The sequence below is a fragment of the Paenibacillus ihumii genome (assembly GCF_001403875.1).
Taxonomy (GTDB): domain Bacteria; phylum Bacillota; class Bacilli; order Paenibacillales; family Paenibacillaceae; genus Fontibacillus; species Fontibacillus ihumii.
Window position 1 is genome coordinate 253,240 of sequence record NZ_LN884299.1, and the last position, 16,338, is coordinate 269,577.

Annotated in this window: 14 protein-coding genes and 1 pseudogene; 2 read left to right on the forward strand and 13 right to left on the reverse strand. The window is 52.5% G+C overall.

Going from position 1 to position 16,338, the window contains the following annotated elements; translation table 11 throughout:
* Nucleotides 1-152 precede the first annotated feature (152 nt).
* The gene (gene ssuE / locus BN2762_RS08975; RefSeq protein ID WP_055106685.1) at nt 153-707 is read right to left on the reverse strand and encodes an NADPH-dependent FMN reductase; all 555 of its coding nucleotides are present in this window, start codon (nt 705-707) and stop codon (nt 153-155) included.
* 1,407 nt (nt 708-2,114) lie between these two features.
* Here ssuE and BN2762_RS08980 point away from each other — a divergent pair.
* The gene (locus tag BN2762_RS08980; RefSeq protein WP_055109868.1) at nt 2,115-3,053 is read left to right on the forward strand and encodes an SDR family oxidoreductase; all 939 of its coding nucleotides are present in this window, start codon (nt 2,115-2,117) and stop codon (nt 3,051-3,053) included.
* A gap of 134 nt (nt 3,054-3,187) precedes the next feature.
* Here BN2762_RS08980 and BN2762_RS08990 read toward each other — a convergent pair.
* The 7 genes and pseudogenes from BN2762_RS08990 to BN2762_RS09015 all read right to left on the reverse strand — a co-directional run bounded on the left by BN2762_RS08990 (nt 3,188) and on the right by BN2762_RS09015 (nt 8,293).
* A pseudogene (locus BN2762_RS08990) lies at nt 3,188-4,585 on the reverse strand (NAD(P)H-hydrate epimerase).
* A gap of 29 nt (nt 4,586-4,614) precedes the next feature.
* Nucleotides 4,615-5,253 carry an NAD(P)-dependent oxidoreductase gene (locus BN2762_RS08995; RefSeq protein WP_055106687.1) on the reverse strand — a complete coding sequence of 213 codons (639 nt, stop codon included), beginning with the start codon at nt 5,251-5,253 and terminating at the stop codon, nt 4,615-4,617.
* A gap of 118 nt (nt 5,254-5,371) precedes the next feature.
* Complete coding sequence (locus BN2762_RS26835; protein WP_154674765.1) at nt 5,372-5,542, reverse strand: hypothetical protein; 171 nt, start codon at nt 5,540-5,542, stop codon at nt 5,372-5,374.
* A 357-nt stretch (nt 5,543-5,899) separates the two neighbouring features.
* Nucleotides 5,900-6,283: a DUF1634 domain-containing protein gene (locus tag BN2762_RS09000; protein ID WP_055106688.1), complete on the reverse strand. Its 384-nt coding sequence runs from the start codon at nt 6,281-6,283 to the stop codon at nt 5,900-5,902.
* Between the two features lie 3 nt (nt 6,284-6,286).
* Nucleotides 6,287-7,120, reverse strand: coding sequence for a sulfite exporter TauE/SafE family protein (locus BN2762_RS09005; protein WP_055106689.1), 834 nt, complete (start codon nt 7,118-7,120; stop codon nt 6,287-6,289).
* A 50-nt stretch (nt 7,121-7,170) separates the two neighbouring features.
* A complete protein-coding gene (locus BN2762_RS09010; protein WP_055106690.1) occupies nt 7,171-7,590 on the reverse strand; it encodes a GNAT family N-acetyltransferase in 420 nt (139 codons plus the stop codon).
* 1 nt (nt 7,591) lies between these two features.
* A complete protein-coding gene (locus BN2762_RS09015) occupies nt 7,592-8,293 on the reverse strand; it encodes a DUF421 domain-containing protein (RefSeq protein ID WP_055106691.1) in 702 nt (233 codons plus the stop codon).
* A gap of 176 nt (nt 8,294-8,469) precedes the next feature.
* Between BN2762_RS09015 and BN2762_RS09020 the strand changes: the two genes are divergently transcribed.
* The gene (locus tag BN2762_RS09020; protein WP_222861047.1) at nt 8,470-9,357 is read left to right on the forward strand and encodes a hypothetical protein; all 888 of its coding nucleotides are present in this window, start codon (nt 8,470-8,472) and stop codon (nt 9,355-9,357) included.
* Nucleotides 9,358-9,641: 284 nt separating this feature from the next.
* On the opposite strand, the gene BN2762_RS09025 is transcribed toward BN2762_RS09020, so the two are convergent.
* From BN2762_RS09025 to BN2762_RS09050, 5 genes are all read right to left on the reverse strand, one after another.
* The gene (locus BN2762_RS09025; RefSeq protein WP_055106693.1) at nt 9,642-9,866 is read right to left on the reverse strand and encodes a YezD family protein; all 225 of its coding nucleotides are present in this window, start codon (nt 9,864-9,866) and stop codon (nt 9,642-9,644) included.
* Between the two features lie 72 nt (nt 9,867-9,938).
* Entirely contained in the window at nt 9,939-10,799 is an 861-nt protein-coding gene (gene cysW, locus BN2762_RS09030) for a sulfate ABC transporter permease subunit CysW (RefSeq protein WP_055106694.1), read from the reverse strand.
* 834 nt (nt 10,800-11,633) lie between these two features.
* On the reverse strand, nt 11,634-12,464 hold the full coding sequence (cysT, locus tag BN2762_RS09040; protein WP_055106696.1) for a sulfate ABC transporter permease subunit CysT: 831 nt from the start codon (nt 12,462-12,464) through the stop codon (nt 11,634-11,636).
* 72 nt (nt 12,465-12,536) lie between these two features.
* Entirely contained in the window at nt 12,537-13,604 is a 1,068-nt protein-coding gene (locus tag BN2762_RS09045; protein WP_055106697.1) for a sulfate ABC transporter substrate-binding protein, read from the reverse strand.
* A gap of 1,557 nt (nt 13,605-15,161) precedes the next feature.
* On the reverse strand, nt 15,162-16,319 hold the full coding sequence (locus BN2762_RS09050) for a lactonase family protein (protein ID WP_055106698.1): 1,158 nt from the start codon (nt 16,317-16,319) through the stop codon (nt 15,162-15,164).
* Nucleotides 16,320-16,338: the final 19 nt, after the last annotated feature.

The following is a 16,338-nucleotide window of genomic DNA, read 5'->3' on the forward strand; positions in this document are numbered from 1 at the left end:
GATCCATAGCCATATTTGATCTATAGCGTTCTTCGAGCTATAGCGCTCTTCGATGTATAGCCATATTCGATCCATAGCGATCTTTGAACTATTGCGATATTCGATCTTGTGCCCCGTTTTAGTTTATAGCCCCTCTCAAAATCCGATAGATCCTATTTCGAGGCCGAATATTGAATACGCCGCTTGGTCTCCTCAGCCAGCTCCGCAACGTTATCCTTCAGCCGCGTGACCAGTTCCTCGTTGATCTCGAAGCCGCCTTGATCCGTGCGGGCAATATAAGCATCCACTGCGTACACTCCGCCCAAAATATGACGGGCCCCGAGCGCCGACAACACCGGCTTGAGCGAATAGTCAATGGACAGCAGATGCGCAAGGCTTCCGCCGATGAAAAGCGGCAGAATAATTTTGCCGGCCAGTCCTTTTTGCGGGATGAGATCCAGGAAGGTCTTCAGCACTCCCGTATAAGACGCCTTGTACACTGGACTGGCAATAATGACCGCATCCGCTTCAGCGACAAGCCCGTTCGCCTTGACGATCGCTTCGCTCTCGAATTTCGTATGGATGAGATCTTCCGGAGGAAGCTCGCCCACATTAACATGGTTAACCTCAAAGCCTTCCTTGCGCAGCAGCTCATCCGCCAGCTCAATCATCGCCGTTAAGCGGGAGCCGGGCGTAGGACTGCCGTTAATTATCGTTACTTTTGCCATATCTATATTCTCCTTTACTTAGGTTCATTACTGCTCGCTGTATGTGATCATAGCTGCTGGTCGCCAGTTGCTGGTCGCCGGCTGCTATCGCCGTTTGATCGGATCACGCTTGCGATCATGAGCTCAGCTCATGGCAGCTTCATCCGATATTGCTCCCTGATCTTGGTCATCCCGATCTTACTCATTCCAATCTTGCTCATTCCGATCCTACTCATCTCGATCTTGACTCATCTTGATCTTGACTCATCTCGATCTTGACTCATCCCATGCTTGCACCTTAACGACACCAATCGCTTACCTCCAAGAGTCCGCGAGCTAGGAACGATAGGGGCTCCCCTCCAAGGGACCAGAAATCGGTCTGAGCCACCGGGAGCTTACCAAATTAATCTCTTGAAAAAAATGCTATCCATATTTGCGTAAAAAGTCAATTGCCGCACCCTCATCTATATAAGATGAACTATTGAAATATAAGCGGGGCAATTACTTAAAATGTTCCTACGATCGCCGCTGCTCCGTGATTTCTACTAAGCTGTTGTACATTGAGATGCCGCCACACACTAAGCCGTGTGTGTTGTTCACTAAATGGAATTCATGTATCTAATTGGGCTCTTATCGAATGATTCAAAGAATCAGATGGATTTCATGTACCTAAAATCAAGAATCCAGCCTATGACAGGCAACCTCGCCTTTTCTAATGACATAAAATCCATTTAAATCCACTTTCCCTTTCTTACCGCAGAAGCTAACTGCTAAGAATCCATTTAAATAAGTTGAGCTATTGTATGAATTCGGGGCAAATACGTAAAATGATCCTGCAGTCGCTATTCTCCCAGAATTTTTTGTAATGTATAGATTCATAAGAGGCAGGAACCCGGTCACAAAGGCAAACACAAGCTTAATGCGCCCGAAGCTGCTTTAAGATACTCACAACTCTTATGCCTCCGATGCAGCTTTAAGAGCCCGCAAGCTTATGCTTCCGGAAACAGCTTTAAATCGCCCATAAGCCCTATGCTTCCAAAACAGCTTTAAGACGCCCACAAGCTTATGCCTCCGGAAACAACTTTAAAACGCTCACAAGCCTATGCTTCCAAAACAGCTTTAAGACGCTCACAAGCTTTTGCGCCTGAAGCAGCATTCTTGTCAGATAGTTTCCGTTCCCTCGGATTCATTTTTCTCACTTGCCTGCATCCATTCTTTAATTCACCTTATATAGGCTTATGCATACTCATAATTCAGAGGAATGAATATGATTTGGAGGTTTTGCGCTTGAACCCGATGAATTCAGCAAGTCCGGTCCACCCGATCCACCCGATCCACCCGGGTCACCTGAGCCACCCGATGGCAGCAGCCATGAACGCGGCAGGCAAGAAGGATTACGTCAAGCCGCCAGGCTATGCCCATCCTCCGATGCCTTCGCATCAATGGCATCCTTGCCCCGGAGATTACGGCAATCCCGTCTACCCGTACTATGCCAAAGAAACGGCATGCAAGGAGCAGCCGGTCGCCTTTCCGCCCCAGCACCAGCCGTTCCAGCCTGGCCTGGAGAGCCTGATGCACCCCCGGCCCATTTCGGAGAATCCGAACTACCAGGGCAGCTGCAAGCTGAAAGGCAAGGTGGCCATCATTACCGGCGGAGACAGCGGCATCGGCCGGGCCGTCGCCATCGCTTTTGCCAAAGAAGGCGCCGATGTCGTGATCCCCTATTTATGGGAAACCTCGGACGCCATGGAGACCAAAGCCCGCGTAGAGGCGCTCGGTCAATGCTGTCTCCCCATCCAGATTGACCTCCGCTTCAAGCAGAACTGCGAAGCCGTTGTTCGTGAGACGATTTCCGCTTTTGGCCGCCTTGACATCCTGGTCAATAACCATGGCGTCCAATATCCTCAGCAAAGCATTGCCGATATTTCGGAGCAGCAGCTGTATCAGACGTTCCAAACGAATATTTTTCCGTTTTTCTTCATGGTTCAGGCCGCACTGCCCCATTTATGCCGGGGGAGCTCGATCATCAACACTGCCTCGATTACCGCCTACAAAGGACATAAAACATTGATCGACTATTCATCGACCAAAGGAGCGATCGTCTCGTTTACCCGCTCCTTGTCCCTCTCGTTAATCGATTGCGGCATCCGCGTCAATGCTGTTGCTCCGGGCTCGACCTGGACGCCTCTTATTCCCTCCAGCTTCAGCGCGGAGGAGGTAGCCACCTTCGGTACAGACGCGCCGATCAAACGGGCAGCTCAGCCGTATGAGCTGGCTCCCGCTTATGTATACCTCGCCAGCGGTGATTCCAGCTTTGTCACCGGGGAGGTTGTGCACGTGAACGGCGGAGCTATGGTCACGACGTAATTTTTTTGCGGTTGAAGGACTCCCACAGTCTCAGCCGGTAACCTTAAGAAGCGCCACACCGCGGACCAGAAGCTGCCTGCGTGTCCCAGTCCCCGCCGCGGTGAGTACATACAGCCTGCACGCAGCCTGAAGCGCTACAGCGCCTCGATGATATCCCCGGCGAGCAATGAGCCGGAGCTCCATCGCGCCATGGCGGCGCGCTCTCCGGCCAGGCCGTGCAGATACACGCCCAGCGCAGCGGCTTGAATCCCGCTCAGGCCTTGGGCCAGCAGCGAGGCGATGATGCCGGTGAGCACATCGCCGCTTCCGCCGGTCGCCATCCCGGGGTGACCGGTGGTGTTGACGTAGACGCGGCCGCCAGGGTCCGCAATAACCGTGCCGGCCCCCCTGCTGTCTCTTATACACATCTAGATGTGTATCAGAGACAGGAGCAAATTAATCCCCAAGCCGGCCGCGTTGCGGATGACTTGATGCGTCGGCAAGATCGGAAGAGAGGCGTGTCGGGGAAGTGCGTAGATAGCAAAAGGAATGACGCAGCTTTTGCAAACCATTTCCCGTGTCCGCCGCCAAATCAACCCGAAACTGCTGGTACATGGCCCTGTCTCTTCTACACATCGAGTTGTGCAGAAGAGACAGCCCGTGTGACCGTCCGCCCTGCGGGAACGGTCGGGCTCGACCCCGAGCTCGCTATGCAGCGAGGCCTCGGTCAGTAGCTGCCCTGCTCCGGGCACATGCGGAGGCAGGGCGGCCGGGATGCCGATATAGCGCACCGCGACCTCGCCGGCAGCCTCCGCTCCAGGATATTGGGTCAGCCCCGCCTTCATAAAGGCCAGGCTGACCGTCTTCCGGGCGCGGATGCACGGGTCGTGCAAGCCGCCTGTATCGGCGTCAAGGCCGCTCGGGATGTCTGCCGCTATGATCGGCAGACCGCTTCCATTCGCTTCGCGAATAAGAGAAGCGTAAGCCCCTCGCGGAGCCCCCTTCGCGCCCGTACCGAGCAGCGCGTCCACGATCCCGGTGAAGCCGGAGAACGTTACGGCCTCACCGGGCGTATACACCGATCGCGGCAGCCCCAGCCTCTCCGCGATCACATGCTGAGCCGCCGCATCCCCGCGAAGCGATTCCGGCGGCTCCGCATAGAGCAGGTGGACGTCCAGGCCCGCGTCCGCCAAATGACGGGCACAGACCAGCCCGTCTCCCCCGTTGTTGCCTTTGCCGACCAGGATCAGCCAACGCTCCTGTGTATACCGCTCCTTCCCGCTATAATCTGAACGGATCGCCTCATTAGGAGTCTGCATGTCCTCTTTTGCTCCCATCGCAGGCTCCTGCTTCTTCCCGCCCCAGCGCATCGTACAGCGCTCAGCCGAAGGATAGCGGCTGATTGAGCGCAAGCTTCTGCCTCGGCAGTAGGCCAGCACTTCCTCCGCGATAGCCCGTCCGGCATTTTCCATTAAAGCCATCGATGGGATGCCCAGCATTTGAATCGTATATTGATCAATCTCCCTCATCTGCTCCGAGGTTACCAGCTGCATTTCCGCTCCCCTCCCCTTCTGATACCTTACTAGTACGCAACCGTGAATCTTGCTTCAGGGAACTGCGGATCCTCGGCTTCATCCAGCAGGGCTACAGCATAATCCTCGATCGAGATGCGGCTCAGATCCCTCTCATCCGTAATCAGTTGATTAATGCCGATCCGGAATTGCCCTGTACGCTTCCCAGGCTCAATGACCGCAGCCGGACTCAACACCGTCCACAGCAGCCCGGAGGCTTTGTAGACCTGATACGCTTCCTCATGCGCCCTCGCCAGAGGGAGGATTTCCTCCGGAAACTCCGGCGTATCCATAAGCTGAACGCCGGTCTCGGTCTGCAGCCCTCCGGCCCCGCCTACGACAATCAAACGGCGGACACCGCCCCGCTTTACTCCCTCGACCAGGGAGCGGGCAGCCTCTGGGAGCTCATCCTCCTCTCCGAATCGGGGGCCATAAGCGCTAATGACCAGATCCTTCCCTTCCACGGCCCGCGCAATCGATTCCGGGATCAGAATGTCCCCCGTCTGCAGGTGAAGCCCCTCTTGCTCGGCCTCTTGACCCAGCTTGGATATATTGCGAACGACTGCGGTAACTTCATGGCCGCGCCGCAGCGCCTCCGCCAAAATAGCTCTGCCGATCGTGCCTGTACTCCCGTAAATGACAATTTTCATTCCGAACGCCTTCTCTCTTCTGTATTTGATAGTGCTTTTATTATAATTATCACAAACGGCCCCGGATCAAACGTGGGGCTCCGGTGAAATGTATGTCTATCATCCCGCTCGAACACAATTAGCAGCAGGCTTTGTTCCTTCGCAAGAGAATATCCAGGCCTCTGAGGGCAGCGGCGATGCCGCCGTACCCCGAGGTACCACGATAGGTGCGGATATCAGTCAGCGGCAAATCGGTCATCCGCATGATATAAATTCTATATAGTGTAAATTCAACAAGGCATAAGTACATACAACAAGGCCCCTTCCGTCTGCAGAATCCAGACACGTTTCGTGAGAAGAAATATGTCCCGAGCTTGGCGGAAGAGGCTTATTTACATCATTATCGCTATTATCGCTGGGAGCGATCAGGCTTCACTGATTAGAACTTAACTTAGCTAAGGCTCAGCACGAGCAGCAGCCCGAACAATGCAGGACTCGATAAGAGCTCAACTTGATTCGATCCGGCAGGCTCTCCAACTTAATCAGAACAGTCTGACTAGATGCTCGTCTTTTTTCAACGGTTTGCTGTATTGGGTTCCAGCTCAATTAGAGCAACTTGTGAGCAGCTGACTAGAGCTCGGCCAGATTAGAGCTGTACTGTTCCAAGCTAGGCTCCAACCTTGCCGAGCGCAAAGCTGAGACCCAGAATGACCAGCACGAGAATTGATATCAGCACGAAGCGGTAGTCCTTCTCATGAATGAACGCAAACATGGAGACAAAGACGCGAAATACCGGGGTCAGGATGAGCAGGATCAAGCCGGCCTCGATAATGGCTACGGACTTCAGCTGCATGATGCCCTGAATAATTTCAGGCAGGCTCGTCGGAAAGGTATCCCCGGGATAACCGCTGTCTCCAGTAACGAGAAACATTACCAGGCCGAGAACGATAACGAGTCCGGCCAGCACGATGCCGATCCGCAGCATTTTACTGATCGCAATCTCGACCTCTGCGGCGCGGTCCTGACGCTTTGCTTGTTGTTGTTCCCCCATAGGTTATGCCCCCCATCCTTGATAGATCATTTGAAAAGCAATATAGATCATGATAGGGATGAACAGCTTGCGGATCGTTTTGCTTTTCAGCCGCTGCATGATGCGGGCTCCGATGGTTGCTCCAATCAATACGCCAAGAGCGACGGGGGCCGAGATCACGGGAATAATATCACCGCGCAGAAAATAGATCCCCGCACTGGCCGCGGCGGTAACGCCCATCATAAAGTTGCTCGTTGCCGTGGACACTTTGAGCGGCATCTTCATAAAGACGTCCATTGCCATGACCTTGAAGCTCCCGCTGCCGATGCCCAGCAGTCCAGAGACTACGCCGGCTCCATACATTACGCCGAAGCCTTCATATACGCGGTCGACGTTGTAGGTTATATTTTTGCCAAGGGCTTTATCATAGTACTCTCCGCCAAGTCCCAGCTTTTCCGCTACGGGGTGCTGCGGAACATTGACGGGGATTTCCTCCTTGCCCTTCTTGACCATTGCATATGCAGAATAAAGCAGCAGCAGAGCAAAAATATAATATAAAAAATTCGGCGCAATTAACGCCGCGAGGAAGGCCCCGGTAATCGCCCCGACCGTCGTGGCAATTTCCAGGAACATGCCTACCCTCACATTCGTGATTCGATCCCTTATGTAAGCCACGGCTGAACCACTGGAGGTCGCGATCACGGAAATCAGGCTTGCTCCGATCGCATGATTGATATCTACTCCGAATAACAGGGTTAATGCCGGAGTAACAACGATTCCTCCACCCAGGCCAAGAATAGAGCCCACGATTCCCGCCAGAATAGCAATTAAAAAGATTTCAATAACAATGGCAGTCAAATAGACATCTCCTTTGTGTTCATTTCAGAGGTCATGAAGCAATCGCTGGGCTATTTAGCGATCCTTAAATACATTCCGAGAGAATCCGGTGCCGTATACCGAAAGCCATATTTCAAATACAACTTGTCTGCAGGCTGGTCGGCGATCAGGCTTACATAAGCATCCGCTGGCGTCTCTCTCTTCAAGTAATCCATCAGCTCATTCATAATAACCTTCCCAAGCCCCTGCCCCTGATAATCAGGACGCACGGCGATATCCACAATTTGCAGGAAACAGCCGCCGTCGCCTATCACTCTCCCCATGCCGATGAGTTCACCCCCAGCGTATAACGACACCGCAAAAAGAGAGTTGCCCATGCCGATCTTTATTCCCTGCTCGCTTCTCGGGCTTAGCCCGGCTTGCTTTCTCAGGGCGGCGTAATTTTCAGCATCCGGAACCTCTCTGACTATGCGAACTTGTTGCTCCTTCATGTTATTTCTCCTTTCTGCTCCGCTGCTTCGGCACTACGTAAAGATCTTCGTCTTCCTTCCACTCGGCATAGGCCACATCCTTCAGCCGATCATATCCATTCTTCCTCAGCAATTGTTTAAGCCAAGCCTCGTCTTTACCGATCAATTGAAGACTGGTTTGGTCAATTACTCCATTCTCAACCAAGCAATAGGATAAATGCGCCTTTTCATTAAAGGTATCCAGGCCCAGATCCTTACGCTTTACCGCTTCCTCCGACGGCTTCTTCATTACGCTAAGCGTCCCGTTAGGTTCAAATATAGCATAAGCCACCTCGCTTATGAAGAAAACATCATGCTGTCTAAGGAGCATTCCCAGCTGATCGAAGTCCAGGCCGTTTTGGCGCATATGCTGCAGATTCACCTCTCCATCGCAGATGATGATCGAGGGCTTCCCGTCCAGAAGCCCCCGTGCCTGCTTCAGCTTCTGCGATATTTTTTCAAACGTGAAGGACAATGCCCCCCATAAAAACAACGCAAAAATCAATTCCGAATAGTCGATGTCTTCGGCATACACCGTCTCCCCGACAATATCGCTAAGCATAACAGAGGAGACGAAATCAAACGGCGTAAGCTGGGAGATTTCCTTCTTCCCGAGCAAGCGTGTGAGCACCCATAACCCTATGAAGCCGATAAAGATTTTCAACGCGATTTTTCCGATTTCCACGAGAATCTCCCCCTAATTACGATAGTGCTATCTATATACCCGCTTTAGGAGAGAGTTGATATTCAAAAGAGTTATCCGGTATTTTCCAATTCCGATGCTTGAAAAACTCACCTTACGTATGCAATAGTGGAGTGAGGAATATCGAAAGGGTGGTTCGGGTGTTACTTTGGGATTGGATGGCGTGGCTTAATTTGCATACCCCCACAGTCATGGTTATAGCCCCGGCGATCGTGCTGTTCGTATGGCAATACAGCGCCTCCAAGCGCAGAACGGCATACAGGGTCAATATTCGGCTGGATCGCTTGCACCGGAGCTTGGAGCTCTACGCTGCGGCAACGGGAGCGCTTCTCCGGGAGGCCGGCACCGCGGACGGACTGTCCCCTGCCGAGCATGCAACGCTGGTCGATAAGCTGCTGGCCTGCAAAGCCGCCCCCTACGTTACCGAGGATTTGCTCGCGCAAATTACGGCTTATATGATGGACGAGCAGGACGGCACGCGCCGTACGCTGCTGCTTAGGACGCTTGAACGCGAGACCGAACGCCTGATGGAGGAGCGCAGCCTGTTGTTAAGACGCTCTGAGAAGCCAGGGTGGGGCTGGATGATCGTGCAGCAGATCCAGCATGCGCTGCCGTTCTTTTTTACCGTGTGCTTGTTTATCCTTGTCGTCTGGCTCCATGGCTCGCTCAATCCAAGCGAACAGATGGAGGACGAACGATGGGCAGCCCTTTACGTGTGGTCCCGCTTCCTCTCCTGCCTGTTCTCCCTGCTCGTTGTGTATCCTTTTCTCCGGGGAGGGTACAGGAGGACGGCAAGTTCATGGCTGCAGCGCTGGCTGGCCGTCACGATCGCCTTAGCTGCTCTGCTGCACCTTGCAGGAGGCCTGACCTGGGCACCGTACATTCTTACGCTGCAGCTGCTGATCTTTCTGGCTGGATTTCGCTTCAACCGCAGCAAGCCGCGCAGGTCCCGGCCCTTCGTCGGCCATTATTTCGAAGAGGACGAACTATCCCTGCTCAAGGAGCAGATTTCAGACTTGCCTGACCACGATACGGATCAACGTTGAAATTTTACAGTTTCTTCATCTGCCTTCATTACGCCTGGCCCGAGGCTCGAACGCATCAGAACAACCTCTATCGGGGTCCTTATAGGATGAACAGACCACAGCTGGCTGTTGTTTTTCTCACGGCACCTCGCTGTTGGTTTTCTAACTACCAAGAGTCCTGACTTCGAGGTTTATACCTCCTGACATCAAAAACAACCCCGATATCTGTTGTCTTGAGGTCTGCTGACCTCGAAGCCACCGATTCGGGGTTGTCTCCTTTTTCATATCTCGGAACGAAGGGTATCTTATCTGGTTCCTGACTGACGCAAAGGCCGGGCCGCATTCCTCTGGCCCCCGGAGGACTTGGCAGCGCCGGAAGCACCCAGTTCGTACCGTTTCCGCTCTGTACGCTCCACCTGGACGATCTGTCCTTCGTGGACAACAATGTTGAGCGACCCGAATTCCATCTCGTTTAACAATCCTGCAATCCGATCCAACCACACATCGTCAACCTTCAATGGTTTTGCCATACTTACTGCCTCCCTCTCCTTGGCATTTCAGCCTGTGAATATTTAGTGTAATGAATCATCAATCGTCAATGCTCAATGCTGGCTTTTGCGTGTGAACCAGCTTTTGAATATAAGCGTAACAAGTGCTAATAACAGTAATAACGAAGCTACGGCAAACGATGCGGAGAACTGATACTCGTTATACAAAATTTCCACATGCAGGGGAAGCGTATTGGTCTCGCCCCGAATATGCCCGGAGACGACGGATACCGCGCCAAATTCCCCCATCGCTCTGGCGTTACATAGAATAATGCCGTATAAGAGCCCCCATTTGATGTTCGGCAGCGTTACTTTCCAGAAGATTTTAAATCCGCGCGCCCCCAGCATGACCGCCGCCTCCTCCTCCTGCTGGCCCTGATCCTCCATTAACGGAATAAGCTCGCGGGCGACGAAGGGAAAGGTAACGAATAAGGTGGCCAGAATAATCCCCGGCAGGGCAAAAATAATCTTCAAATCATGCTCCTGCAGCCATGGGCCGAACCAGCCGTTGGCCCCGTAGACAAGGACGTAAATCAGCCCGCCGATGACAGGGGATACGGCAAACGGCAAATCGATCAGCGTGACGAGCAGCTGCTTTCCGCGGAATTTGAACTTTGTCACAGCCCAGGCCGCGGCCACGCCGAAGATCGTATTCAGCGGTACGGTAATCACGGCGACAAGAAGCGTCAGCTTCAGGGCCGACAGCGCATCCGGATCGCGGATGGCCTCAATGTATACCTCCCCCCCCTTTTTCAAGGCTTCGGTGAGAACGACAACTAACGGTAGAACGATAAGCCACAGCAGCACCAACACTGCCGCCCCGATCAGAATCCATTTAACCGCGCTCGATTCATTCAATTTGCGCGACCTGACCGTGGTTGGCTTTTTAGTGGATAGCGGTACGGAGCCAGCCATTTCCTGATACCTCCCTGGATACTGATGCTAGGTGCTTGAGAATCTCTGACCGAGAAGCGCTTAGCCTGAGATTCGCTTAACATAAGATTCACTCAGCCTGTAATTCACACGAAATGAGATTACTCGGCCATGTAACTCATACAGAATGAGACTGCCAGCATGAGATACGCTCAACATGAGACTATACGGAATGAGCTCATCGACATGAGATATGCTCAGCATGCGACTCGTACGGAATGAGATTACCGGCATGAGATTCACTCAGCATGCGACTCGTACAGAATGAATTACCGGCATGAGATTCATTCGAACAATCAATATTAATATTTCACGGCACATTTACGCAGCATGCCCTCGTGCATCTTTTTATTTGGTGCGCTGCCCTCTGTAGGCAAAGTGTGTGGTTCGGGGCTGCTTGGATCGCTGCAGCCCCTGCTTTGCTCGCGCGCCTAGGGCAAGGTTCTCTGAACCCCTAAGAGGAGTGGCGCGGTATAATGTTGAGCTTAGGTGAAGATCAGCCGAATCTCTGCTTATGGTGCAGTGTGAGCAGCTTTAGCGTATGTAACATGGTGTGTTACATTGCGCGTGATATTGCGTTCTACATTGCATGTGATATTGCGTGTGACATTGCATGTGATATTGCATGTTACATTGCATGTGACATTGCGAGTGACATTGCATGTGACATTGCGAGTGACATTGCATGTGACATTGCGAGTGACATTGCATGTGACATTGCGAGTGGCATCAGCATGTGACATCAGCATGTGACATCAGCATGTGACAATGCATGCAGCATTCACACGCCAAGGCGCTGACGGCAGCTTTGGGCCGCTATTTCGCTGTCTTACGCACTCTCCGCTGCAAGGAATTAATAAGCAGCAGCAGTACAAAAGATATAATGAGCAGCATTAAGGCTACAGCCGTAGCCCCTGCGTAATCGAACTGCTCCAGCTTCGACATGATGAGCAGAGGGGCGATCTCCGTCTTCATCGGCATATTGCCGGATATGAAAACGACTGAGCCATACTCCCCGATCCCCCGGGCAAAAGCCAGGGCAAACCCCGTCAATAGCGGCGGAAGCAGCTCCGGAAAAATAACGGAACGAAACGTCCGAAAGCGGCTTGCACCAAGCGTAGCGGCAGCCTCCTCGACCTCGGCGTCCAGCTCCTGAAGCACCGGCTGTACCGTCCTGACGACAAAGGGAATCCCTATGAACATCAGCGCCAGGGTAATGCCAATCGGACTGAAGGCGATTTTGATCCCCAGTGGCTCAAACAAGGAGCCGATCCATCCGTTGGCCGAATAGATCGCCGTCAGGGACACCCCGGCTACCGCAGTGGGCAGGGCAAACGGAAGATCAATCATCGCATCGAATATTCCTTTGCCGGGAAAATCATATCGTACGAGCACCCAAGCGATCAGCAGACCGAGTGCGGTATCTATCAGTCCCGCCGCCGCCGCGGTCAGGAAGCTGACTTTGTATGAAGCAAGTACACGTGAATCTGTCGCAACATCCCAGAATTTCTCCCAGGTTAGACCCGTAGAATTCAGCAGCAGCGCAGATAGCGGAATCAATACGACCAAACTGATATATAGTACGCTGTAACCCATCGTGATCCCGAAGCCGGGAAGCACTCCGCGCTTTGAAGTGCTACTGTGCATGCATGTTCATCCTTTCCATCCGTGCATCCCTCTCCATTGCCGCAGGAATGCTCCTCCGTTGATCCGGTCGGTTTATTTCGGCGCATAAATTTGCGTGAATATGCCACCGTCGCTAAAATGCTTCTGTTGAGCTTCGGCCCATCCGCCGAATTCCTCGTCTATCGTAAACAGCTTGATTTCCGGGAATGCCTCCTTGAACTTGCTCTTTACACTATCCAGCGTAGGGCGGTAATAATTCTCCGCCGCAATCGTCTGGCCTTCCTCGGAGTAGAGGTATTCCAAATATGCCTCGGCTACCTCACGTGTCCCTTTTTTGTCGGCATTTTTATCTACGACCGCTACAGGCGGTTCAGCCAAAATACTCTCCGACGGGTACACGATGTCGAACTTATCCGGGCCAAGCTCATCCACAGACAGCCAGGCCTCATTCTCCCAAGCCAGCAGCACGTCTCCCAATCCGCGCTCCACGAATGTCGTGGTAGCTCCGCGAGCACCGCTGTCCAGTACCGGGACATGCTCGTACAGTTCTTTTACGAATTCCTGAGCTTTGGCCTCATCATTGTTGTTCTGATGCAGCGCGTACCCCCATGCCGCGAGGTAATTCCAGCGCGCCCCTCCAGAGGTTTGCGGGTTAGGCGTAATAACCTCAATACCATCCTTGATCAGATCGTCCCAATCCTTGATGCCTTTCGGATTTCCTTTGCGAACCAGGAACACGATCGTCGAGGTGTATGGCGAGCTGTTATGATCGTATTTCTGCTGCCAGCCTTCGTTGATCAACCCGGCCTGCTGGATGGCGTCGATATCATAACCGAGAGCTAATGTAACTACATCCGCATCAAGTCCGTCGATGACCGCCCGCCCCTGCTTGCCGGAGCCGCCATGGGACTGCTTCACCGTAACCTTCTGCCCTGTCTTCTGCTCCCAATGGGCAGCGAAGGCTTTGTTGAACTCGGTATACAGCTCGCGGGTCGGGTCATAGGATACGTTCAGCAGGTTCACCTCCTTGGCTTTACCGGTGTTGGCTTCCGAAGCGTCGGCACCCTTAGCCCCGCTTCCCGTATTTCCGCAGGCCGCAGCAACCAAAGACACCGCCAATACAAGCCCTGCAACGAACCCTTGCTTTAACACCTTTTTCATTAATACTCACTCTCCCCATCTCTCTAGAATTTCTAATGACCATTTCTTTTTCTGTGAAATGCCTTGTGTTCTTAAACAACCTCTCATGATAACATTCATGCCATTGTCTAATTCCATGCCGTCTGTCTAATCCCATATCGTCTGCCTAACAAAAATAGAAAGAGGAACGCCCTATCCCTACGGTCAGACCGAACTGCTACCGTGTCTGCCAAGGCAAGTAGAGCGTTCCTCCGTCCGTACGGTGAGAACATTATTTTATTTATTATTCCTACCTGTTTAGTATGCTATGATTGTATTCTATATGCGCTGGGTTTTCTTGTCAAACACTTTTATTGGAATTGTATTAAAAATCTATAAAATAAGCTTATATTCCCCTTAGTAGCATATTAGCCCACCGCTGATCTGGTCACGCAAAAAAGAACAAGGCCTTGAGGGCCTTGTCCTTAGAGTTGTTTTGAGATTGTGCTTTGTGGTTGTGCTTTGTGGTTGTGCTTTGTGGTTGTGCTTTGTGGTTGTGCTTTGTGGTTGTGCTTTGTGGTTGTGCTTTGTGGTTGTTCCTAGGGGATATGCTCAGAGAGTCAGTGCTGTAGGAATTGTGCTTAGGATTTGTGCTTTTAACGGACAGGAGATCCGCTATTTGCCGAAAAAGCCCTTCTTTCGCCAAGCTTACGGACCCTGGTTCCGCTATTCGGCCAAAATGGCTAGCAAAAACACGTTTTTCGGTGCAATAGCGGAACGTAGGTCCGTTAGCTCTCCTAATTCCCCGTTATTTCACAAATAGCGGCTTCTGTGTCCGTTACGCATTCAGGTGGCTGACCAACCGTCCCCCCGCCGTAACACCGCTTACTGGACACACAACTATTCTCATCAAAACAACACTACAGCGCTGGACACACCACTGTTCTCATCAATTAACACTACGGTGCTGGAATGCATCAATGAACTCACCAAACCGCACGGCGCAGATCAACACCAACTATCGAGCAAACTAAATTTGTTCACCAGTTATCGCACCAGTCTCCGAAATCAACGTACTATAATCGAATCCTGCCACCTAGCTCACAAATCTAAACTCATTACATATAGTCTCATCTAGTGCTCATATAGTGCTTATATAGTGCTTATATAGTGCTCATATAGTGCTCATCTAGTGCTTATATAGTGCTCATCCCACCCGTTGATCTCCATCAACCAGCAATCCTCGTCTAAGCCATTGACCACAAGCCAGTTTTCAGTTCCCACTGATAGGCCGTTCTCTCCACAGCTGTTATTGCCATTATAATAGCTATTACTAACTCACCCTATAGACGCTACAGACACTAGAGATATCGCGAATTCAAAAATAAGCCCTAAGGATCGCAGAAACTAGAGATATCGCAAATATCACATAAGAGCAACACCACTGATATTACAGATATCACAGCGCCATAGATACCAGACCTCAACAGGCACCACCTCAGCACGCCAGCACCACAGGCCCCCCACCACCACAGATACCGCAGACGCTACAATCATCACAAGCGTCGAGCTTGACACTCCGCCAAGAAATCGGTACGGCTACCGGGGAACTACCGCGATGCAGGAGGGATCCTTGACCTCCAGCTTGCTGTCGGTTAGCGAGAGGCTGCCGGTAGCCGGATCACGGCGCAGAAGGGTGATGGTGCTGCTGAATTGGTTCGCTGCGAGCACGTAGTCGTCCAGAACAGCAAAGTTGCGCGGCCATTTTCCGCCTACGCTAGTCCACTCCGGCTCGCTGAGCTGGCCCGTCGATGGGTCAAGCCGGAAGCGGACGATGCTGTCATGGCCACGGTTCGATGCGTATACATATTTGCCGTCTGGCGAGAAATGAATGTCCGCCGCATAGCTCTCCTCGGCGTAGTCCTCGGGAAGCGTGCTTACGTGCTGGATAATTTCCAAGATGCCCTGCGTAGGATTGTAAGCATAAACGGTAACTGTGTTGTCCAGCTCATTAACGCCATAAGCGATCGTATCAGATTGGTGAATGATGAAATGCCTCGGCCCTGCTCCGGGCGGCAGCGACACCTCACGGTGGGTCACCAGCTTGCCTTCCTCCAGCCTGTAAATGATGATCTGGTCAAGGCCAAGATCGGATACGAAGGCATACTGGCCATCCTTCGACGGGACAACATTATGGGCATGGGCCGCTGCCTGGCGATCCTGGCGGAAGCCGCTGCCAATATGCTGGACAGCCGATGCCATACGGGATAAGTTCCCCTCTCCGTCCAATTCGAAGCTGTTCACGTGGGCGCTGGAATAGTTGGCGACAAGCAGGTGCCCGGAAGGGGACAGCGACAAATGACACGGCCCCGCACCCTCTGTACTCGCTGTACCAAGCAGAGACAATCTGCCGTCAGCCGAATCAACGGCATAAGCAGCAACCTGGCCTTCCTCGGATTCTATAGCGGCGTATAGCCGCAATGCTCCCGAGCCCGTCAGCGCAGTGCCTGCAAAGTTAGCCATGTCCACTCCGGAACCGCTTTCATTTCCTTGTCCATCCCGTGCGTCTTCATAGCGTCCAGCGCCCTGGCTATCCGCTACAATCAGAAAAGAAGGATTCTCTATTCCGGATGTTCCATGATGAAGGCGAAGCTCGCCGCTACCGGTATCCAAGCTGCAGAGATGAATTCCCTCCCCCTCCCGGGCCGAATAGCCCCCAACGTAGAAATACTGTACTTCCTGGTTATTGATGCTCATTGCATTTTCCCCCAATCAG